Source organism: Novosphingobium sp. UBA6272, from assembly GCF_002440635.1.
Classification (GTDB): domain Bacteria; phylum Pseudomonadota; class Alphaproteobacteria; order Sphingomonadales; family Sphingomonadaceae; genus Novosphingobium.
Map to the genome: position 1 here is coordinate 167,958 of NZ_DJUW01000026.1, position 18,698 is coordinate 186,655.

At 64.0% G+C, this 18,698-nt stretch carries 20 protein-coding genes and 1 tRNA gene; 20 read left to right on the forward strand and 1 reads right to left on the reverse strand.

Annotated features, from left to right (window positions below):
- Positions 1 to 45 precede the first annotated feature (45 nt).
- The 10 genes from B2V17_RS12170 to B2V17_RS12215 all read left to right on the forward strand — a co-directional run bounded on the left by B2V17_RS12170 (position 46) and on the right by B2V17_RS12215 (position 6,726).
- Complete coding sequence (locus B2V17_RS12170) at positions 46 to 654, forward strand: 50S ribosomal protein L25/general stress protein Ctc (RefSeq protein WP_292998041.1); 609 nt, start codon at positions 46 to 48, stop codon at positions 652 to 654.
- Positions 655 to 746: 92 nt separating this feature from the next.
- On the forward strand, positions 747 to 1,187 hold the full coding sequence (locus B2V17_RS12175; RefSeq protein ID WP_292998043.1) for a hypothetical protein: 441 nt from the start codon (positions 747 to 749) through the stop codon (positions 1,185 to 1,187).
- 19 nt (positions 1,188 to 1,206) lie between these two features.
- Entirely contained in the window at positions 1,207 to 1,776 is a 570-nt protein-coding gene (gene pth, locus B2V17_RS12180; protein WP_292998045.1) for an aminoacyl-tRNA hydrolase, read from the forward strand.
- A 4-nt stretch (positions 1,777 to 1,780) separates the two neighbouring features.
- On the forward strand, positions 1,781 to 2,311 hold the full coding sequence (locus tag B2V17_RS12185; RefSeq protein WP_292998047.1) for an AAA family ATPase: 531 nt from the start codon (positions 1,781 to 1,783) through the stop codon (positions 2,309 to 2,311).
- A 60-nt stretch (positions 2,312 to 2,371) separates the two neighbouring features.
- Positions 2,372 to 3,472: a redox-regulated ATPase YchF gene (ychF, locus tag B2V17_RS12190; RefSeq protein WP_292998224.1), complete on the forward strand. Its 1,101-nt coding sequence runs from the start codon at positions 2,372 to 2,374 to the stop codon at positions 3,470 to 3,472.
- A 31-nt stretch (positions 3,473 to 3,503) separates the two neighbouring features.
- Positions 3,504 to 4,088 (forward strand): 2OG-Fe(II) oxygenase, encoded by a 585-nt coding sequence (locus B2V17_RS12195; protein WP_292998049.1) that lies wholly within the window; start codon positions 3,504 to 3,506, stop codon positions 4,086 to 4,088.
- Positions 4,089 to 4,131: 43 nt separating this feature from the next.
- On the forward strand, positions 4,132 to 4,449 hold the full coding sequence (locus tag B2V17_RS12200; protein WP_292998051.1) for a hypothetical protein: 318 nt from the start codon (positions 4,132 to 4,134) through the stop codon (positions 4,447 to 4,449).
- Positions 4,450 to 4,508: 59 nt separating this feature from the next.
- Positions 4,509 to 5,846, forward strand: a complete 1,338-nt coding sequence (locus tag B2V17_RS12205; protein WP_292998053.1) for a hypothetical protein — start codon at positions 4,509 to 4,511, stop codon at positions 5,844 to 5,846.
- Positions 5,847 to 5,863: 17 nt separating this feature from the next.
- On the forward strand, positions 5,864 to 6,313 hold the full coding sequence (locus B2V17_RS12210) for a MaoC family dehydratase (RefSeq protein ID WP_292998226.1): 450 nt from the start codon (positions 5,864 to 5,866) through the stop codon (positions 6,311 to 6,313).
- Positions 6,310 to 6,726, forward strand: a complete 417-nt coding sequence (locus tag B2V17_RS12215; protein WP_292998055.1) for a hypothetical protein — start codon at positions 6,310 to 6,312, stop codon at positions 6,724 to 6,726. Before B2V17_RS12210 ends, B2V17_RS12215 begins: the two co-directional genes overlap by 4 nt.
- 86 nt (positions 6,727 to 6,812) lie before the next feature.
- Here the strand turns inward: B2V17_RS12215 and mutL are convergent, their stop codons facing one another.
- Positions 6,813 to 8,600: a DNA mismatch repair endonuclease MutL gene (gene mutL / locus B2V17_RS12220; RefSeq protein ID WP_292998057.1), complete on the reverse strand. Its 1,788-nt coding sequence runs from the start codon at positions 8,598 to 8,600 to the stop codon at positions 6,813 to 6,815.
- 185 nt (positions 8,601 to 8,785) lie between these two features.
- Here mutL and B2V17_RS12225 point away from each other — a divergent pair, with 185 nt between their 5' ends.
- The 10 genes from B2V17_RS12225 to B2V17_RS12270 all read left to right on the forward strand — a co-directional run bounded on the left by B2V17_RS12225 (position 8,786) and on the right by B2V17_RS12270 (position 18,593).
- The gene (locus tag B2V17_RS12225) at positions 8,786 to 9,835 is read left to right on the forward strand and encodes a rod shape-determining protein (protein WP_292998059.1); all 1,050 of its coding nucleotides are present in this window, start codon (positions 8,786 to 8,788) and stop codon (positions 9,833 to 9,835) included.
- A 51-nt stretch (positions 9,836 to 9,886) separates the two neighbouring features.
- Positions 9,887 to 10,765, forward strand: a complete 879-nt coding sequence (mreC, locus tag B2V17_RS12230) for a rod shape-determining protein MreC (RefSeq protein WP_292998061.1) — start codon at positions 9,887 to 9,889, stop codon at positions 10,763 to 10,765.
- A complete protein-coding gene (locus tag B2V17_RS12235) occupies positions 10,765 to 11,328 on the forward strand; it encodes a rod shape-determining protein MreD (RefSeq protein ID WP_292998063.1) in 564 nt (187 codons plus the stop codon). Before mreC ends, B2V17_RS12235 begins: the two co-directional genes overlap by 1 nt.
- A gap of 2 nt (positions 11,329 to 11,330) precedes the next feature.
- Positions 11,331 to 13,409: a penicillin-binding protein 2 gene (gene mrdA, locus B2V17_RS12240; RefSeq protein WP_292998065.1), complete on the forward strand. Its 2,079-nt coding sequence runs from the start codon at positions 11,331 to 11,333 to the stop codon at positions 13,407 to 13,409.
- Positions 13,406 to 14,521 carry a rod shape-determining protein RodA gene (gene rodA / locus B2V17_RS12245; RefSeq protein WP_292998067.1) on the forward strand — a complete coding sequence of 372 codons (1,116 nt, stop codon included), beginning with the start codon at positions 13,406 to 13,408 and terminating at the stop codon, positions 14,519 to 14,521. Before mrdA ends, rodA begins: the two co-directional genes overlap by 4 nt.
- An 89-nt stretch (positions 14,522 to 14,610) precedes the next feature.
- Positions 14,611 to 14,686, forward strand: a tRNA-Lys gene (locus tag B2V17_RS12250).
- Between the two features lie 136 nt (positions 14,687 to 14,822).
- Entirely contained in the window at positions 14,823 to 15,659 is an 837-nt protein-coding gene (fghA, locus tag B2V17_RS12255; protein WP_292998069.1) for an S-formylglutathione hydrolase, read from the forward strand.
- Between the two features lie 39 nt (positions 15,660 to 15,698).
- A complete protein-coding gene (locus tag B2V17_RS12260) occupies positions 15,699 to 16,628 on the forward strand; it encodes a LysR family transcriptional regulator (protein ID WP_292998071.1) in 930 nt (309 codons plus the stop codon).
- 31 nt (positions 16,629 to 16,659) lie between these two features.
- On the forward strand, positions 16,660 to 17,082 hold the full coding sequence (locus tag B2V17_RS12265) for an NAD(P)H-dependent oxidoreductase subunit E (protein ID WP_292998073.1): 423 nt from the start codon (positions 16,660 to 16,662) through the stop codon (positions 17,080 to 17,082).
- On the forward strand, positions 17,079 to 18,593 hold the full coding sequence (locus tag B2V17_RS12270) for an NADH-ubiquinone oxidoreductase-F iron-sulfur binding region domain-containing protein (RefSeq protein ID WP_292998075.1): 1,515 nt from the start codon (positions 17,079 to 17,081) through the stop codon (positions 18,591 to 18,593). The genes B2V17_RS12265 and B2V17_RS12270 overlap by 4 nt, the downstream gene beginning before the upstream one ends.
- Positions 18,594 to 18,698: the final 105 nt, after the last annotated feature.

Consider the following 18,698-nt stretch of genomic DNA (forward strand, 5'->3'; position numbering starts at 1 on the left):
TGGCGGAGAAATGGACCAACTTACGAATTTCGAAAGGCTTGAGTTATGAGCGATACGCTGACCCTGCCGGCCGAGACGCGCGAACGGGCAGGCAAGGGAGCCTCCCGTGCCCTGCGTCGTGAAGGCCGCGTCCCTGCCGTTGTCTATGGCGGTAATGAAGAACCCCTGGCGATCCACGTCGAAGAAAAGCTGCTGCGCAAGCAGCTGGGCACCGGCCACTTCTTCAACTCGATCGTCGAAGTGGAAGTTGGCGGCAAGACCGTCCGCACCCTGCCCAAGGATGTTGCCTTCCACCCGGTCAGCGACCGTCCGCTCCATGCCGACTTCCTGCGCCTCTCGGCCAATTCGACCGTACACGTCGAAGTGCCGGTGGTGTTCGTCAACGAAGCCGCCAGCCCGGGCCTGAAGCGCGGCGGCGTGCTCAACATCGTCCGTCACGAACTGGAACTGGTCTGCGAAGCGGACAAGATCCCCGAAGACATCAACATCGATGTCACCGGCTTCGACGTCGGCGATTCGATCCACATCAGCCACGTCAATCTTCCGGCCGGTTCGAAGAGCGCGATCACCGATCGCGACTTCACCATCGCCACCATCGTTGCCCCTTCGGGCCTGCGCAGCGAAGAAGGCGATAACAGCAAGGCCGAAGGCTAAACCGCAATCGCGGTTGCCGCAGCGGCTTTTGCCAGCCAAAGTTCAGCCGGGCCGTGGTAACACGGCCCGGCTTTTCTATTCAGGGGTCCCAAATGAACATCGCCCGCGTTTCGCTTTTGGCCACCGCCATGTTGGCATCGTCGCTTCCGGCCCAGGCCCAGAATGCCAACCGGCCCTCTGCCACGGCGCCGCTGGTCGAAACGGTCGATGCCCCGCTAGACGATCTAGACTGCGCGGTTCGGGTGATGAAAGTCCTTGCCGTAACGCTGGCCGAAATGAAAAAGCCAGCCGACCAGATCAAGGAGCGCGAAGCGACAATGCGCCTCCAGAACCGTTCGGAACGGGCACTGGCCTTCTTCATCGGACGGCTCCAGGCTGGGCCGACGAATGCCGAATTCAAGACTGAAGTCGTCCGGCGTTGGGACGCAGCAAGCAAGCTGGAAGTTTCGGTTCAGAGCCGCCAGACCATGCAGTGCCTCAAGGCGGCCGACGAAGGCCAGCTCAAGTTCCTCCGCGAAGCGGGCAACAAGTGATCCGGTAAGGACGAACCTCGTGCAAATCTGGGTAGGCCTGGGCAATCCGGGACCGCAATATGCACTGCACCGGCACAACGTCGGCTTCATGGTGATGGACACTCTGGCCGAAGTGCATGGCTTTGGCCCGGTCCAGAAGAAGTTCCTTGGCTGGGTCCAGGAAGGCCGGATCGGCGGGGCGAAGATCCTGCTGCTCAAGCCGGCCACCTATATGAACGAGAGCGGCCGCGCGGTGGGCGAGGCTTTGCGGTTCTACAAGCTTGGGGTCGAAAGCCTGACCGTGTTCCACGACGAGCTCGATCTGGCCCCGTTCAAGGTCAAGGTCCGCACCGGCGGAGGACTGGCCGGACACAACGGACTGCGCTCGATCGACCAGCACCTCGGCCCCGATTTTCGCCGGGTACGGATCGGGATCGGCCACCCCGGCCACAAGGATCGGGTTACCGGCCATGTGCTAGGCAATTATGCCAAGGCCGAACTGGAACCGTTGTCCGACATGCTTGGCGCGATCGCCGGCGAAGCCGATTGGCTGGCCAAAGGCGACGATGCCCGGTTCATGAGCGAGCTGGCCCTGCGTCTGTCGGAATGACAGCATGAACCGCGTCCTCGTCATCGGATCGCCCGGCGCGGGCAAATCGACCCTCGCCCACACCCTGGCCGGGCGCACCGGCCTGCCGCTGTTCCACATGGACAAACTCCACTGGCTCCCCGGCTGGATCGAGCGTGATCGCAACGAAGCGCGCGGCATGGTCGAAGCAGTGTTGGCCCAGGATCGCTGGATCATCGACGGCAATTACGGCTCGACCCTGCCCCTGCGGATCAAGCGCGCCGATACGGTGGTCTGGCTCGACTATCCAACCTGGCTTTGCCTGGCCCGCGTATTCAAGCGCTGGTGGCAGTATCGCGGCAGCGCGCGGCCGGACATGACCGAGGGCTGCCCCGAAAACCTCAATCTGGAATTCCTGCTCTATGTCCTGAGCTTTCGCGCGGCCTGGTACGCGCGCAATGCGGCGGCGCTGGCGGATTTCTCCGGGAACGTGATGCGGCTCTCAAATCCTGCACAGGCCGATCGCTGGCTGGCGGGCGTCCCGTCCGTGCCCCGGGCAGGCGTGGTGCATGACTGACTCGCCAAACCGCGCTCCCCCCGCTATTGGCCCGCGCTTGGCGCCTGAGCGGAGTGAATGATGGGTTTTCGTTGCGGTATCGTTGGTCTGCCGAATGTCGGCAAGTCCACCCTGTTCAATGCGCTGACCGAAACCCAGGCGGCGCAGGCGGCAAACTATCCGTTCTGCACGATTGAACCCAATGTCGGCAACGTCGGCGTGCCCGATCCGCGGCTGGACAAGCTGGCCGCGATCGCCGGCAGCCAGAAGATCATCCCGACCCAGCTGGGCTTCGTCGATATCGCCGGCCTGGTGCGCGGCGCATCGAAGGGCGAAGGCCTGGGCAACCAGTTCCTCGGCAACATCCGCGAGGTCGATGCCATCGTCCACGTGCTGCGCTGTTTCGAGAACGACGACATCCAGCACGTCGACAACAAGATCGATCCGGTTTCCGATGCCGAGACGGTCGAGACCGAACTGATGCTGGCCGACCTTGAGAGCCTGGAAAAGCGGGTGCCCGCCGCGCAGAAAAAAGCCGCGCAGGGAGACAAGGAAAACAAGCTGATCGCCGCCGTGCTCGCCCCCGCGCTCGAGCTGCTGCGCGAAGGCAAGCCGGCGCGGCTGGCCCGGCCCAGCGACGAGGAAGAGCTGCGCGTATTCAACCAGGCGCAGCTGCTTACCGCCAAGCCGGTGCTTTATGTCTGCAATGTCGAGGAAGAGTCGGCGGCGCAGGGCAATGCCTTCTCAGCCCGGGTGTTCGAAAAGGCCAAGGCAGAGGGCGCAAATGCGGTGATCGTTTCGGCTGCGATCGAAAGCGAACTGACCGGGATGGACGACGAGGAACGGATGGTGTTCCTCGAGGAAATGGGCCTGCACGAAACCGGCCTCGCCCGGGTGATCCGCTCGGGCTATGATCTGCTTCACCTGATCACTTTCTTTACCGTCGGCCCGAAGGAAGCGCGCGCCTGGACCGTGCATAAGGGCGCCAAGGCCCCCGAAGCAGCGGGCGAGATCCACTCTGACATGCAGCGCGGCTTCATCCGCGCCGAAACCATCGCCTATGACGATTTCATTGGCCTCGGCGGGGAAAACGCCGCCAAGGAAGCCGGCAAGCTGCGTCAGGAAGGCAAGGAGTACGTTATCCAGGACGGTGACGTGCTGCACTTCAAGTTCAACGTTTGAGACCAGCTTGAACGCCGGAGCGAGCCCGCATTTGATCATAGACGGCTTCCTGGGTGCAGAGGCGGCCGGAAGACTGCTGGACCAGATCATCGCGGCCGAAGCCAGTTTCACCCCCAGCGAAGTGCGCAAGACAGCAGGCGCAGGAACCGTGCCGCAAGTCCGCTCTTCGATGCGCCTGCCCGGACGGGTTGGAGTGGACTTGTCCGGCTTCCTCGAAGCGTTGTCCGCGCGGGAGGAGGAACTGATCTCGGCAATTGGGGTCAAGCCCTTCCCGGTCTGGCACCGCGAATGCAGCGTGGTCGCGCATCACGACGGCGATTTCTATGACCGCCATATCGACACCCGGACCCGCTCTGAGACGAGCGAGCGGAGCCTGCGCATGGTCAGCTGCGTCTATTACCTCAATCGCGAACCGGCCGGTTACTCCGGCGGCGATCTGGTGATCGACGGAATTGCCGGCCTCCCGGGCACCGCGATCCACCCGCGCCATGACCGGCTCGCCGTGTTTCCCTCATTTCTGCCGCATTCGGTTTCGCGGGTTTCTTGTCCCTCGGGCCGGTTCGCGGATTCGCGCTTCAACGTGAACTGCTGGCTGCGGCGCGAGCTGACCGGCTGACCCGGCATTGCAGCCCGGGAAGACAGGGCCTATGTTCCCGGCGATGCTGCGCCGCCTGTTTCTCTCCCTTTTGGCGATTTGCCTCGCGCTGCCCGCGCTGGCGATGCCAACGGGCCATGCGATGGCACAGATGCCCAGTGCCAAGGCGCAGGCAGACCACAATTGCCACCAGCCCGCCAAACAGGCACCGCAACAGGATCACGGGCAAAAGCACGAATGCATCGGCTGCATTGCCCGGTATGACGGGATGGTGCCGAGCCTTGCCGCTCCAATTCCCGTAGAGGCACAGCCGACAGTCCCGTTTTCAGTGCAAATGCCGCAGACCCGCGCCGGACCGGATACGCCACCACCCAAGGCCTGAGGAACGCAGTCGGCAGCCTGAGCGTTGCCACTTGGTTCACCTCATTTCTGGAAATCATCATGAAACGCCTGATTATCCCGGCTCTGCTGGGCGCTACCGCCATTTCCTCGCCCGCGCTGGCGCAGGATCATTCCGGGCACGCCGGACACGACATGCCGCAACCTGCAGCGCCTGCGACGACGCCACCGGTCGATCATTCGAAGATGGATCATTCCCGGATGGACGAGGCGGAAACCGGCGAGCCACCACAAGAATACGTTCGTTCTACGCCGGCTTCCAGCGAAGGCTCCGGTACAGCTCGCCTCCCCGGAAGGGAGGGACCGATGCGCGGTCTGCATATCATGTCCGGTAACTGGATGCTGATGGCGCACGGCACCGCGTCGCTGCAGTACACCGATCACAAGGGCCAGCGCGGGGACAGCAAGACCTACGTCACCACCATGGCGATGCTTTCGGCGACGCGCGACACAAGCTGGGGCAGGGTTCAGCTTAAATCGTCGTTGAGCCTGGAACCGGCGATGGAAGCGGCGGGCTATCCCAACCTGTTCGCCACTGGAGAGACAGCGGGCGGCCTGCCGCTGGTTGATCGCCAGCATCCACATGACCTGTTCATGGAGCTGGCGGCGCGGGTCGATATCAATGCCGGAAGCGGAACGGTGTTCGTCTATGGCGGCCCGGTCGGCGAACCAGCGCTCGGGCCCTCGGCCTTCATGCACCGCGGCTCCGCCCGCTATAATCCCGAACCGCCGATCACGCACCACTGGTTCGATTCGACTCACATCACCTACGGCGTGGTCACCCTGGGCTTTGCCGCGCTAAAGTGGCAGATCGAGGCCAGCGCCTTTCGCGGGGCCGAACCCGATGAGCAGCGCTGGAATATCGAGACACCCAAGCTCGACAGCTGGTCGGTCCGCGCTACGCTGACCCCTACCCCCAACTGGGCGATCCAGGCCAGCTATGGCGAGATCAAGGAGCCCGAGGCGGTGCATCCGGGCGAGGACGAGCACCGCTTCACCGCCTCGGCGCACTATGCCAATGGCCGCGGCCTCTCCGCCATGGCGGCTTTTTCGGCCAAGAAGCGGGTTCCTGGCGAGGCGCTCAGCGCCTTTCTGGGCGAAGTGAACTGGGATCTGGACCGGCACAACAGCCTGTTCGGCCGGATCGAGAATGTCGCCAACGACGAGCTGTTCCCCGATCACCACGATCCGCTGCACGACGTGAAGTTCCGTGTCACCAAGTTTCAGGCCGGTTATGCCCGGCGGATCCCGATGGGTCCGTTTGAACTGGCGCTGGGCGGTTCGCTCGCCGCCTATGCCAAGCCGGCAGCGCTTGACGCGGCCTATGGCGACAACCCATGGGGCTATACGCTGTTTGCACGGATAAGCCTGGGGAACTGACGATGGGAGAGGAAGGGCTGGTCTATTTCGAGGACCTGGAGCCGGGGGCCAAGGCGTCATTCGGACGCTATGAAGTCACCCGCGAGGAAGTGATCGAATTCGCGAAGAAGTACGATCCCCAGCCCTTCCACCTTTCCGATGAGGCCGCTGCCCAGACCCATTTCGGGCGGATATCGGCCAGCGGCTGGCACACCTGTGCGATGACCATGCGGATGCTGGTCGACAACATCACCGAGCGCAAGCAGGCCGGGCTCGGCTCGCCCGGCCAGGACGAACTGCGCTGGCATCGCCCGGTCTATCCCGGCGACGTGCTGCGGATCGAAACCGAACTGCTCGACAAGACCCGCAGCCGCTCACGCCCGGAAATGGGCAGCTTCCGCTCGATCGTGCAGGTGTTCAACCAGGACGATCAGGTGGTGATGAGCTTCAGGTCGATCGGCCTGATCCGGGTCCGCAATCCGGAATGACCGACGAAGAAGCCGAGCTTGCTGAAGCAAGGGCGGCGGAAGAGCATCGCCAGAAGCTCCGCGGCGAGGCCCGGCAGCACAGCGATGAGTACGAATCGCTGCCACTTGTGATCGTCGGCCTCGTTCCGCTTGCGATCTTTGGTTCAGTATTGATGGCCTTGCTCGGGCTCAAATCGAAATGGTGGTATGTCGCCATGATCGGCGTGCCATGGCTGGCCTTGTATCTCTATCCGGTGCTCCTGCTCGACCGGCTCAAGACCCCGCTCAGGCTGCCGGGCGGAAAGCTGCTGGCCGGCAAGGCACGGCGCAAGCAGCTGATTATCGTGGGAATCGTGATCACGCTGTGGCTTTTGCGCTTTGAGATATTTGCGCAGATCGAACGCCTGTTCGAATATCACCGCAGCATGTGGTGAGCAGCGAGAGCGGTGCGCGATTGGCATGAATCGCTCTCCTCCCCTGAGGGGAAGGACTTTGAGGTTCAGATTTTGCGCACTTCGCTCTAGCGCCTGCCGAACAGCTTCTCGATGTCGCCGTGCGCCAGCTTGACCCAGGTCGGGCGGCCGTGGTTGCACTGGCCCGACCGGGGGGTAACTTCCATTTCGCGCAGCAGGGCATTCATCTCCGCCACCGACAACGCACGACCGGCCCTAACGCTCCCATGGCAGGCCATCGTGGCGAGCACATGATCGATCCGTTCGCCGAGCAGCAGCGCGGTTCCGTTCTGGGCCAGATCATCGGCAATGTCGCGGACCAGCGCCTGGACATTGCCCTTGCCGAGCGCGCCAGGAACCGCGCGGACCAGAAGCGCGGACGGGCCGAACCGCTCCAGCGCCAGACCGAACCCGGCCAACGCCTCCGCTGCGCTTTCGACCCGATCGCAATCGGGCTCGTCCAGCTCGACCACCTCGGGGATCAGCAGGGCCTGGCTCGCCGCGACCGCGCCTTGCGCGCCGGCGGCCTTGAGCCGTTCGAGTACCAGGCGCTCATGCGCGGCGTGCTGGTCGACGATCACCAGTCCGTCCTCTGCCTCGGCGACGATATAGGTGTTCGCGACCTGTCCACGCGCAATGCCAAGCGGATGACTGGCCTGCGGCGCTTCGGTTGCGGCTTCGGCGCGTCCGGATAGCGGCGCGAGTTGCTCGGCCTCATAGCTGCGCCAGACCTGACCGGCATCGCGCACGCCGGGGCTGGAATACTCACGCGCGAACAATGAGGACAACGCCGGCGCGGGTTCCGGCACGATCGGCTCGCTTTGCCAGCTGCCCATCGCCGCAGCCGATGGTGCCTGCGCGCTGCGCTGCCCTTCGCTATCGAGCGCATGGCGCAGCCCCGAAACGATGAACCCGCGGACGAAAGCGGGATCGCGGAAGCGGACTTCGGTCTTGGCCGGGTGGACGTTGACGTCGACCTCTTCGGACGGAACCTCGAGGAACAGCGCCAGCACCGCGTGCCGATCGCGCGCCAGCATGTCGGCATAGGCGCCCCGTACTGCACCGACCAGCAGCCGGTCTTTCACCGGGCGGCCATTGACGAACAGGTACTGGTGATCGGCCACCCCGCGGTTGAAGGTCGGAAGGCCAGCCACCCCGGTCAGCCGCGCTGCACCGCGCTGGAGATCGATCGCCACCCCGTCCTGCGCGAGTTCCCGCGCAACGATCTGCGCGACCCGCGCCGCAAGCTCCTCGCCCGGCCGGACAGCCAGCGCCCGCCGCCCGTCATGTTCCAGCACGAAGCCGATATCGGGCCGGGCCATCGCAAGACGCCGAACCACGTCGAGGCAGGCAGCATATTCGCTGCGGGCCGAACGGAGGAACTTGCGCCGAACGGGAACCTTGCCGAACAGGTCCTCAACCCGGATCCGGGTGCCCGGTGGCAGCGCGGCCGGGCCTTCCTCAACCAGGCCCCCGTGATCGACCACCCGCCGCCAGCCTTCGCCCGAACCACGCGGGCGGCTTTCCAGGGTCAGCCGCGCGACGGACGCGATTGAGGGCAAGGCCTCGCCCCGGAAGCCAAGCGTGGCGACCAGTTCGATGTGTTCGTCGGGCAGTTTCGAGGTGGCGTGCCGTTCCAGCGCGAGTGCCATCTCCTCTGGCGTCATCCCGCAGCCATCGTCGGTCACTTCGATCCCGCTCAGCCCCCCTTCGCTGAGCCGCACCATGATGTTGGCCGCCCCGGCATCGATCGCATTTTCGACCAGTTCCTTCAGTGCCGAGGCCGGCCGTTCGACCACCTCGCCCGCAGCAATGCGGTTGACGAGGTCTTCGGGCAGGCGGCGGATTGTGGGCATGGCTGTGGGCCTAGCGGCGAATTGCCGGAAATTCGAGACAGGGAGTGCTGCTCAAGCGGTCAATCGACACAATTTTTTGGCCTTTCGCCAAGCCTTGCGCTAGGGGGTGCGCTCTCACGCTAACGCATCGGCCAAACACTGCCGCGCGAGTCGCGGTAAGTGGCTAGAAAAACACGGACATTTCAATGAGCTCGTTCCTGTCTCGATTCCTGAAATTCGGCACCCAGAACATCGCCATCGACCTGGGAACCGCCAACACGCTGGTCTATGTACAGGACCGCGGCATCGTGCTCAATGAACCCTCGGTTGTGGCGATCGAAACGATCAACGGCGTCAAGAAGGTCAAGGCGGTCGGCGACGACGCCAAGATGATGATGGGCAAGACCCCGGACAGCATCGAAGCGATCCGCCCGCTGCGTGACGGCGTGATTGCCGACATCGAAATCGCCGAAGAGATGATCAAGCACTTCATCCGCAAGGTTCACGGCGGCAAACGCTCGATGCTGCGCTATCCCGAGATCGTGATCTGCGTCCCTTCGGGTTCAACCTCGGTTGAACGCCGCGCGATCCGCGATGCCGCCAGCAACGCCGGGGCCAGCGCGGTCTATCTGATCCTCGAGCCGATGGCTGCGGCGATCGGGGCCGACATGCCGGTGACCGAACCGGTCGGCAGCATGGTCGTCGATATTGGCGGCGGCACCACCGAAGTCGCGGTGCTGTCGCTGCGCGGCCTGGCCTATACCACTTCGGTCCGCGTCGGCGGGGACAAGATGGACGAAGCGATCGTTTCCTACGTCCGCCGCCACCACAACCTGCTGATCGGCGAAGCCACGGCCGAGCGGATCAAAAAGGATCACGGCTGCGCCAGTGTTCCCGCCGACGGGATCGGCGAAACGATCCACATCAAGGGCCGCGACCTGGTCAACGGGGTGCCCAAGGAAATCACGATCACCCAGGCCAACATCGCCGAGGCTCTGTCGGAACCGATCGGGGCGATCGTCGAAGGGGTCCGCATCGCGCTGGAAAACACCGCGCCGGAACTCGCCGCCGATATTGTCGATCAGGGCATTGTCCTGACCGGCGGCGGCGCGCTGATCCACGGCCTTGACGAATACCTGCGTGAGGAAACCGGCCTGCCGGTAACCATCGCCGAAGATCCGCTGTCCTGCGTTGCACTCGGCACTGGCCGGGCAATGGAGGATCCGATCTATCGCGGCGTCTTGATGACGGCCTGAGCGGACACAGAGGTCGTGGTTCGCGCAGCCGGCAAAGGGGAGTAGGTCCGCATGGTGGCGCCAGGCAACCGGCGCCCGGGCCATTCCCGCCGGGCGCAGTACAGTACGTTCTTCCAGTATCTGGCGGCCGTGGTCGGCCTGTGTATTGGTGTTTTGTTGCTGCTGGTTTCGCTGGGAGACAGCAGCGCATTCGCCGGGGCACGGTCAAGCGCCAGTGCAACGGTTGCGCCGGCCGGCCAGGCCGGGGCAAAACTGCGCAGCGACGGTCAGGGTTGGCTTTCGATCATCGGCGGCTACTTCACCCGCGGCAGCCGCGTTGCCAAGCTAGAGCGCGAAGTAGCCGAAGCCCGCGTGCAATTGGCCGAACAAGCTGCGGTCAAGGAAGAGAACGCACGGCTAAAAGCCCTTCTGGGCCTGACCGAAAGCGATCCCCGCCCGGTGACCGTAACCCGGCTGATCGGATCGACCTCGTCGTCGACGCGCCGGTTTGCAACGCTCGGCGCAGGTTCACGCCAGGGCATAAAGATCGGCATGGCAGTGCGCTCGCCGCAAGGGCTGGTCGGGCGCGTGCTCGAAGTTGGCCCGGTCACGGCTCGCGTCCTGCTGATCACCGATAGCGAAAGCACGATCCCTGTTCGGCGTGCGCAGGATGGGGTCCAGGCTTATGCCACGGGCCAAGGCGATGGCACGTTGAAGGTTCGGCTGGCGGCCACCGGAATAAATCCGCTGCGCAAGGGTGATGCGATCGTCACGTCGGGGTCCGGCGGACTGTTCCGCCCCAACGAAGCCGTTGCGGTTGTTATTTCCCTGCTTCCCGATGGCGCAATTGCCCGTCCGCTAAGCGATCCTGGGATGACTGAATTTGTCGCGGTCGAGCCTCTCTACGACGAATTGGCTGCCCCAGCCGAAGCCCAGCCGGAGGCACGCTGATGCCGCTTCCCCTGGCCGAGCCTCTGACCGATACGCTGCGGGATTTCGGCAAGCCGCGGATCAACCGCGCACCATCGCCAACGCTGGCAATCGCCTTGCCCTGGCTGCTGGTCATGCTTGGTTCGCTCAGCCCGGTCTTTCCGATCGTCAGCTCGGCGGCGCTGGTGCCCCCGTTTGGCTTCATCCTGCTGGTTGCCTGGCAGCAGCTGCGCCCGGGGCTGTTTCCGGTCTGGGCCGGGCTGCCGCTCGGCCTGTTCGACGATCTCTATTCGGGGCAGCCGTTCGGCTCGGCGGTGCTGCTGTGGTCCGCTTCGATGATCGCGCTCGACCTTCTTGAAGTTCGCTTTCCCTGGCGCGGAGTTGAACTCAACTGGCTCGCCGCCAGCGGAATTGTCACGCTCTACATCGTGCTTGCGGCTCAACTGGCTGATCTGGCCGGAGGAAATTCAAGCTTGCTGCACATGCTGCCCCAAATCGTCCTGTCGATCCTGGTCTACCCGATAGCGGCAAGACTGGTGGGGGCATTTGACCGGTTTCGCCTGATTCCGATCCGGAAGTTCTAAGCATGCTGGGCGAATCGTCGCATGTCAGCTCGGGAACGCTGAAAAACAGTTTTGAGCGGCGCTCGTTCCTGATTGGCGGCCTGCAGACCGCGGTTGGCGTGCTGCTGGCGGCGCGGATTGGCTGGATCGCGCTGGTCCAAAATGAGAAATATACGACGGCATCGGAAAGCAATCGCGTCAACCTGACCCTGATCCCGCCCCGCCGCGGCGCAATCCTCGATCGGCGCGGAGCGCAGCTTGCCTCCAACCGGGTCGAATTCCGGATCGATATCATTCCCGAGCGGCTGGTCGACAAGGACCGGACTGTCGCTACCCTTGGCAGCCTGCTCGGATTCGACCCGGTCCAGATCCAGGACCTGCAGGACAAGCTGGACAAGGCCCACGGCTATCAACCGATCGAAGTTATCTCGGGGCTCGAGTCAAAGGACTTCGACAAGGTGCTGGTCCGCCTGCCGGAAATGACCGGAGTAGTGGCGCACCAGGGCTTTACGCGCTGGTACCCGACCGGACCTTCGGTGGCGCATCTGGTCGGATATGTCGGCCCGGCCACTGCCAAGGAATATGAAAAGGAGCGCAATCCGCTGCTGGTCACTCCCGGCTTCAAGATCGGCAAGGATGGACTTGAAAAGTACTACGAAGGATTGCTGCGCGGCCAACCTGGGGCACAGCGGGTTGAAGTAACGGCCTCGGGCAAGTTCGTTCGGGATCTTGAGCGTCGCGATGACGTTCCCGGCAAGTCGATCCGACTGACCATCGATGGCCCCTTGCAAGACTATGCCTCGCGTCGGATCGGCCTTGAATCTGCGGCCGTGGTAGTAATCGATTGCCTGACCGGTGAAATCGTCGCGCTGACATCGATGCCGGCCTTCGATCCCAACGGCTTCGCCGGCGGGATTGGCCGCCTGCAGTGGAAGATGCTGAACGAGGACGATCATATCCCCTTGCTTAACAAGGCGGTGCGCGGACTCTATCCGCCTGGATCGACGATGAAACCCATGGCTACTCTGGCCTTGCAGCTGCACGGGGTCGATCCCGATGAACGGGTTGGCTGTCCGGGTGGCTACCGGCTTGGCAGCCGCTATTTTCGCTGCGACGCAGTGCATGGATCGGTCGATATGCGCCAAGCGATCGAGCACAGCTGCAACACCTATTTCTGGTCGATGGCGCACCGCGTGGGCTATGATGCGATCGCCCCCGTCGCCAAGATGCTCGGCCTGGGCCAGGAGTTCGATCTGCCCGGCACCAACCAGCGCTATGGTACGATCCCGGACGCCGCCTGGAAAATGCGCCGCTACAAGCAGGAATGGAGCGCGGCGGACTCGCTCAATGCTTCGATCGGCCAGGGCTATGTCTCGGTCTCACCGCTGCAATTGGCGGTGATGACCGCACGGATTGCATCGGGCAAGAACCTCACCCCCTCTTTGCTGTTCGGCAAGAAGCTGCCGCCTGGGCCCGACCTGCCGTTCACACCAGAGATGCTGCAAGTGACCCATGACGGCATGTTCGACGTGGTCAATGGATCGGGCACAGGCACCGGAAGCCGGATCGACATCGGCGGGATCAAGATGGCCGGCAAGACCGGGACCGCCCAGGTCAAGGCCCTGGTCACTCGCGGCCACTTTGGTGACTGGAAGGGCCGCGACCACGCGCTGTTCGTCTGCTATGCGCCGGCCGATGCTCCGCGTTATGCCATGTCAGTCGTGGTCGAACACGGAACCTTCGGGGCCCGCGCGGCCGCGCCAATCGCCAAGGACGTGATGACCTTTTTGTTCGACCCCGCTACCGCGCTGGAGCGGCTGCACCAGTTGGAAAGCAGCTGGGGCGGCACGCCGGCAGAGCGGATGGCTTCCAAATATCGCTCGTTCGTCTCGCAGTACGGCACCTCTGCGCCCAAGGTCGGCGACGATGAAGCGGTGAAGAACGCGATCAAGAAGGCGGACGAGGCGCAGGCCCCGATCGAGACGCCGTCCAATGCCCCCGCCACCACGCGGGCCGAAGAGCCGGCCGAAGTTGCCAACGCCGCCCCGCCCAGCCCCGCGCAAACACCCAGCTCTGTTCCCAGCCAGGCCCCGCAACCATGACACGCCGGATCATCCCCGAAGCGATCAAGCGCGAGTCCTGGGAGGTCATCATCCCGCTGTTCGTGCTCAATACCTTTGGCTCGGTGGTGCTCTATTCAGCGGCGAGCGGGAACCTTCAGCCTTGGGCCCTGCTCCACACGATCCATTTCGCGGTATTCCTGGTCATGGCCTTCGTGATCTCGCGCCTGCCGCGCGAGTTTTTCAAGGCGCTGGCCTATCCGTCCTATGCCATTCTGGTGACCTTGCTGTTGATCGTTGACCTGTTCGGCGCGGTCAGGGGCGGTAGCCAGCGCTGGATTGATATCGGCTTCATGCAGCTCCAGCCATCGGAACTGATGAAACCCGGAATCGTTCTGACCCTGGCCTATTTCTTCGATACCCTTCCCCCGGCCATGACCAAGAACTGGCGTGCTTTGCTGCCCGCTGGCGCCTTGATCGTTGTTCCGACCCTGCTCGTTATCATCCAGCCGGATCTTGGCACCGGCCTGTCGGTTGCCGCCGGCGCGGCCGTAGTGGTGTTCCTTGCCGGCCTGCCGATGCGGTGGTTTGTTGGTGCCGGGCTTGCCGGAGCTGCGCTTGCCCCAATCGCTTTCTTCACCCTGCTGCACGACTATCAGCGCAAGCGTGTGTTGACCTTCCTCAATCCCGAGGAAGACCTGCTCGGGACCGGCTATCACATCACCCAATCAAAAATCGCAATTGGCTCGGGCGGGTTCTGGGGCAAGGGGTTCGGCAATGGCAGCCAGAGCCACCTTGAATATTTGCCCGAAGCCCAAACGGACTTCGCCTTTGCCACTATGGCCGAAGAATGGGGCGTGCTGGGCGGGCTGTTCGTAATCGCGGTGTTTTTGTGGACATTCCGCTGGGGCCTCAAGGTGGCGCGCAATGCCCCCGATCGCTTTTCCAGCCTGCTCGCAGCGGGTATGACCTTCACCGTGTTCTTCTACATGGCGATCAACATGCTGATGGTGATGGGCCTGGCCCCGGTGGTCGGCATCCCGCTGCCCTGGATCAGCCACGGCGGCTCTGCCTTGATGACCAACATGGCCTGCATCGGCACGATCATGGCGGTTGAACGCTGGAGCCGGCGGAGCGGATCGCTCTCTACATGATGGCGCAAAGAAACCCCTTCCATCGCGCAGATCAATCGCTATAGGGGGCGCTCCCGAGCGAATCGGGTCCAGCGGTAACGCAGGAAAGTGGACGCATAGCTCAGTTGGTAGAGCAGCTGACTCTTAATCAGCGGGTCCTAGGTTCGAGCCCTAGTGCGTCCACCACTCCTTCCCCACCCTCAATTTTTGATTTGCAGCCTTCGCCCTTGACGTGGCCGCAGCCATGGTTCCGCTTGGCCCATTTCCCACATTCACAAAAAGCATTTGCCTTGACCGTCCCGCCATGGGCAAAGGCGCGGCCATGGAACAGATCAGCGCAAACCGCAGCCACGGCGGCACCCAGGGTGTTTACACGCATCACAGCGAGAGCACCGGCACGCCGATGACCTTTTCGGTCTTCGTGCCCGATCATGCGCCGGGGGCAAAGCTGCCAGTGCTGTGGTATCTCTCCGGGCTGACCTGCACCCACGCCAATGTCACCGAAAAGGGCGAGTTCCGCGCGGCTTGCGCCGAGCACGGGATCGCCTTCATCGCGCCCGATACCAGCCCGCGCGGTAACGATGTGCCCGATGACGAGGGCTATGACTTCGGCAAGGGCGCCGGTTTCTATGTCGATGCCACGCAAGAACCCTGGGCGACGAACTTCCGGATGCGCAGCTATATCGAGCAGGAACTGCCGGCGCTGGTCGCGGCCGAATTTCCGCTCGACATGGACCGCCAGGGGATCACCGGCCATTCAATGGGCGGACACGGCGCGCTGACGATCAGCTTGCGCAATCCCGGTCGGTTCCGCTCGACCACCGCGTTTTCGCCGATTGTCAGCCCGCTCAACTGCCCGTGGGGCGAAAAGGCGCTGGGCGGCTATCTCGGGCCGGACAAGGCCAGCTGGCGCGAGTATGATGCCTGCGCACTGATCGAGGACGGCGCCCGCCTGCCTGACCTGCTGGTCGATCAGGGCGATGCCGACAACTTCCTGCACGAACAGCTCAAGACCGGGCTGCTGGTCATGGCCGCGAAGAAGGCCGGGATCCCGGCGACGATCCGGATGCAGCCGGGCTATGACCATTCGTACTATTTCATCTCCAGCTTCATGGCCGATCACGTCGCCTGGCACGCGGAACGGCTTCGCGCCGACTGAGTGATATGATAGACGCAGCCTCTTAACGGGAGGCCCGCGATGCAATTGCAGCACCTGCGCTATTTCGTCGCACTGGCGCGGACCCGGCATTTCGCCCAGGCCGCGAGCGAATGCGGCGTGTCGCAGCCAACCTTGTCGGCGGGGCTGGCTGCGCTGGAGCATGAGCTCGGCAAGCGGCTGGTCGAACGCGACCGACGCTTCATCGGCCTGACCGAGCATGGCGAAGCGATCTTGCCCTGGGCCGAGCAGGCGCTGGGTGCGGTCCGGGGCCTCGGTCAGGCCGCCGCCACCAATCCCACCGCGCTTAGCGGCGAATTCCGTCTGTTCGTAATCCCTTCGGCGCAGCCTCTGGTCGGTCCGTTCGGCGACGCCTTGCTGCAAAGCCACCCCGGGCTGACGCTGAACATCACCGCCGGAACATCGCGCGAGATCGAGCATGCGCTGCACGCCAATGAGGTCGATGCCGGGCTGACCTATCTCGATCACGAGCCGCCGACCAACATGTTGAGCGCCCCGCTCCACAACGAGCAGTACCGGCTGATCGTGCGGCGCGGGACCGGGTTCGACGATGCGGAATCGATTGGCTGGCAGGAAGTTGCGGCCATGCCGCTGTGCCTGCTGCACCAGGGCATGCAGTATCGCCGGATCCTCGACGCCCAGTTCGCACGGCATGGCCTGTCGGTCAGCCCGCGTTCCATCGCGGACAATTACGTTTCGCTGCTGGCACTGGTCCGCTCAGGCCATTTCGCCTCGATCGTGCCCGATGCCTATGCTGGGCCGCTGGCCGGGGTCGACTGGTGCAAGTTCATCCGGATCGAACCCGAAGCCCCGCTGCGGCGGCTTGGGCTGGTGGTGGTCAACCGCGATCCGCTGGGTTCGATGGCGCGGGCCGGGTTGACCGTGGCGCAGCAAATCGACCCTGCCGACATGATAGATTTTTTCTATCAACCTTCAAATCTATCGATTTGACGGTTGTGGCCTCCTCGCGCATGCCCGCGCCATGGGTGGGACCGAACTAGACCAGATCATCGCCGCGCATGCGGGGCGCAAAGGCGCCTTGCTGCCGATCCTTCACGACGTGCAGCACGCTTATGGCTGCATCGACGCCGCTGCGGAGCTCGCCATTGCCAAGGCGCTCAACCTCAGCCGCGCCGAGGTGCACGGGGTGGTGAGCTTCTATCACGACTTCACCCCCGCCCCCGACCCGCGCCCCAAGGTGGAACTGTGCCGCGCCGAAGCCTGCAAGGCCCGAGGCGTCGAAGCGCTGGTGCCGGCGGCGGAAGCGGCAGCCGGGGAACGGGTCAACCTGCGCGAGGTTTACTGTCTCGGACTCTGTGCAATGGGCCCCAACGCCCGGATCGGGGAAAAGCTCTATTCCGCTCTCGATGAAGCCCGGCTGGTGGAACTGGTGAAGTCGGCATGACGACAGTGCGCATTCCCGATGACGCCCAGGCGATTGCGCTGGGAGCCGATGCGCTGGCCGAGGCCTTCGCCAAAGCCGGCCGCAAAGTCGAGCGCGTATCGAGCTGGGGTATGCACTGGCTTGAACCGCTGGTCGAGATTGACGGCAAAGGTTTCGGGCCGGCTACCCCGGACGACGTCGTGGCCATTCTCGATGGCTCCTCAGCCAAGGCCATCGGCATTATCGCCGATCATCCCTGGATCGCCAGCCAGCAGCGCCTGACCTTCGCCCGCGCCGGCAAGACCCGCCCGCTCAGCCTTGAGGACTACCAGTCCAGCGGCGGCTGGCACGGCCTGACCCGCGCCCGCGCCATGGCACCCGCCGATGTTGTCGCCGAAGTGCTGTCTTCCGGCCTGCGCGGCCGCGGCGGGGCGGGCTTCCCGGCGGGGATCAAGTGGAAGACCGTGGCCGATGCGCCGGGGGTTGAAAAGTACGTGGTCTGCAACGCCGACGAGGGCGACAGCGGGACCTTTGCCGACCGGATGCTGATGGAAGGCGATCCGTTCCAGCTGATCGAGGGCATGGCGATAGCCGCCTACGCAGTCGGTGCGGGCCAGGGTTATATCTACGTCCGCAGCGAATATCCGCACGCGATCGCCAAGCTCAATGCCGCGATCAAGCTGGCGCAGCAGCACATCGCCCCGTTCCAGCTTGAGGTTCGGGTTGGCGCTGGGGCCTATGTCTGCGGCGAGGAAACCTCGCTGCTCAACTCGATCGAGGGCAAGCGCGGCGAAGTCCGGGCCAAGCCGCCGCTCCCCGCGCTGGAAGGTCTGTTCGGCTGCCCGACCGTGGTCAACAACGTGCTGACCCTGGCCGCCGTGCCGCACATCCTCTCCGACGGCGGCTCCGCGCTTTACGCCCGGCTCGGGATCGAGCGTTCGAAGGGGACCATGCCGATCCAGCTGGCCGGTAACATCAAGCACGGCGGGCTTTACGAGACTGCGTTCGGGATCAGCCTGGACGAGCTGGTCAACGAAATCGGTGGCGGCACCGCATCGGGCCGCCCGGTAAAGGCGGTCCAGGTCGGCGGACCGCTGGGCGCCTATATCCCGCCAGCGCAATTCCACCTGCCGTTCGACTACGAAGCCTATGCCGGCGCCGATGCGCTGATTGGGCACGGCGGGATCACCGTATTCGACGACAGCACTGACATGGGCGCGATGGCGCGGTTTGCCTTCCAGTTCTGCGCGGCCGAAAGCTGCGGCAAGTGCACCCCGTGCCGGATCGGATCGACTCGCGGGGTCGAACTGATCGACCGGATCCGCGAAGGTGGCAAGGTTACCGCCGATGCGGTCGAGGCGCTGCCGCAGATGCACAATGCCCGCAAGGCCGGGCGCAGCCGCGAGGAAGAACTGCAGCTGCTCGAAGACCTTTGCGAGACGATGCAGTTCGGCTCGCTCTGCGCACTCGGCGGGTTCACGCCCTATCCGGTGCGTTCGGCGCTGAAGCACTGGCCGGAGGATTTTTCGTGAGGTCGCGTGCGGGCTTCGACAGGCTCAGCCAGAGCGGGGTTGGGGAAATGCCTCAAACACCACACCCGCTCAGGCTGAGCCTGTCGAAGCCCCTGCGCAACAAGA

Bases quoted from the DNA above. Each gene is read 5' to 3' on its own strand.
- B2V17_RS12170 (WP_292998041.1), top strand. From the start codon at position 46: ATGAGCGATACGCTGACCCTGCCGGCCGAGACGCGCGAACGGGCAGGC.
- B2V17_RS12175 (WP_292998043.1), top strand. From the start codon at position 747: ATGAACATCGCCCGCGTTTCGCTTTTGGCCACCGCCATGTTGGCATCG.
- B2V17_RS12185 (WP_292998047.1), top strand. From the start codon at position 1,781: ATGAACCGCGTCCTCGTCATCGGATCGCCCGGCGCGGGCAAATCGACC.
- ychF (WP_292998224.1), top strand. From the start codon at position 2,372: ATGGGTTTTCGTTGCGGTATCGTTGGTCTGCCGAATGTCGGCAAGTCC.
- B2V17_RS12200 (WP_292998051.1), top strand. From the start codon at position 4,132: ATGCTGCGCCGCCTGTTTCTCTCCCTTTTGGCGATTTGCCTCGCGCTG.
- B2V17_RS12205 (WP_292998053.1), top strand. From the start codon at position 4,509: ATGAAACGCCTGATTATCCCGGCTCTGCTGGGCGCTACCGCCATTTCC.
- B2V17_RS12215 (WP_292998055.1), top strand. From the start codon at position 6,310: ATGACCGACGAAGAAGCCGAGCTTGCTGAAGCAAGGGCGGCGGAAGAG.
- mutL (WP_292998057.1), bottom strand. From the start codon at position 8,600: ATGCCCACAATCCGCCGCCTGCCCGAAGACCTCGTCAACCGCATTGCT.
- B2V17_RS12225 (WP_292998059.1), top strand. From the start codon at position 8,786: ATGAGCTCGTTCCTGTCTCGATTCCTGAAATTCGGCACCCAGAACATC.
- mreC (WP_292998061.1), top strand. From the start codon at position 9,887: ATGGTGGCGCCAGGCAACCGGCGCCCGGGCCATTCCCGCCGGGCGCAG.
- B2V17_RS12235 (WP_292998063.1), top strand. From the start codon at position 10,765: ATGCCGCTTCCCCTGGCCGAGCCTCTGACCGATACGCTGCGGGATTTC.
- mrdA (WP_292998065.1), top strand. From the start codon at position 11,331: ATGCTGGGCGAATCGTCGCATGTCAGCTCGGGAACGCTGAAAAACAGT.
- rodA (WP_292998067.1), top strand. From the start codon at position 13,406: ATGACACGCCGGATCATCCCCGAAGCGATCAAGCGCGAGTCCTGGGAG.
- fghA (WP_292998069.1), top strand. From the start codon at position 14,823: ATGGAACAGATCAGCGCAAACCGCAGCCACGGCGGCACCCAGGGTGTT.
- B2V17_RS12260 (WP_292998071.1), top strand. From the start codon at position 15,699: ATGCAATTGCAGCACCTGCGCTATTTCGTCGCACTGGCGCGGACCCGG.
- B2V17_RS12265 (WP_292998073.1), top strand. From the start codon at position 16,660: ATGGGTGGGACCGAACTAGACCAGATCATCGCCGCGCATGCGGGGCGC.
- B2V17_RS12270 (WP_292998075.1), top strand. From the start codon at position 17,079: ATGACGACAGTGCGCATTCCCGATGACGCCCAGGCGATTGCGCTGGGA.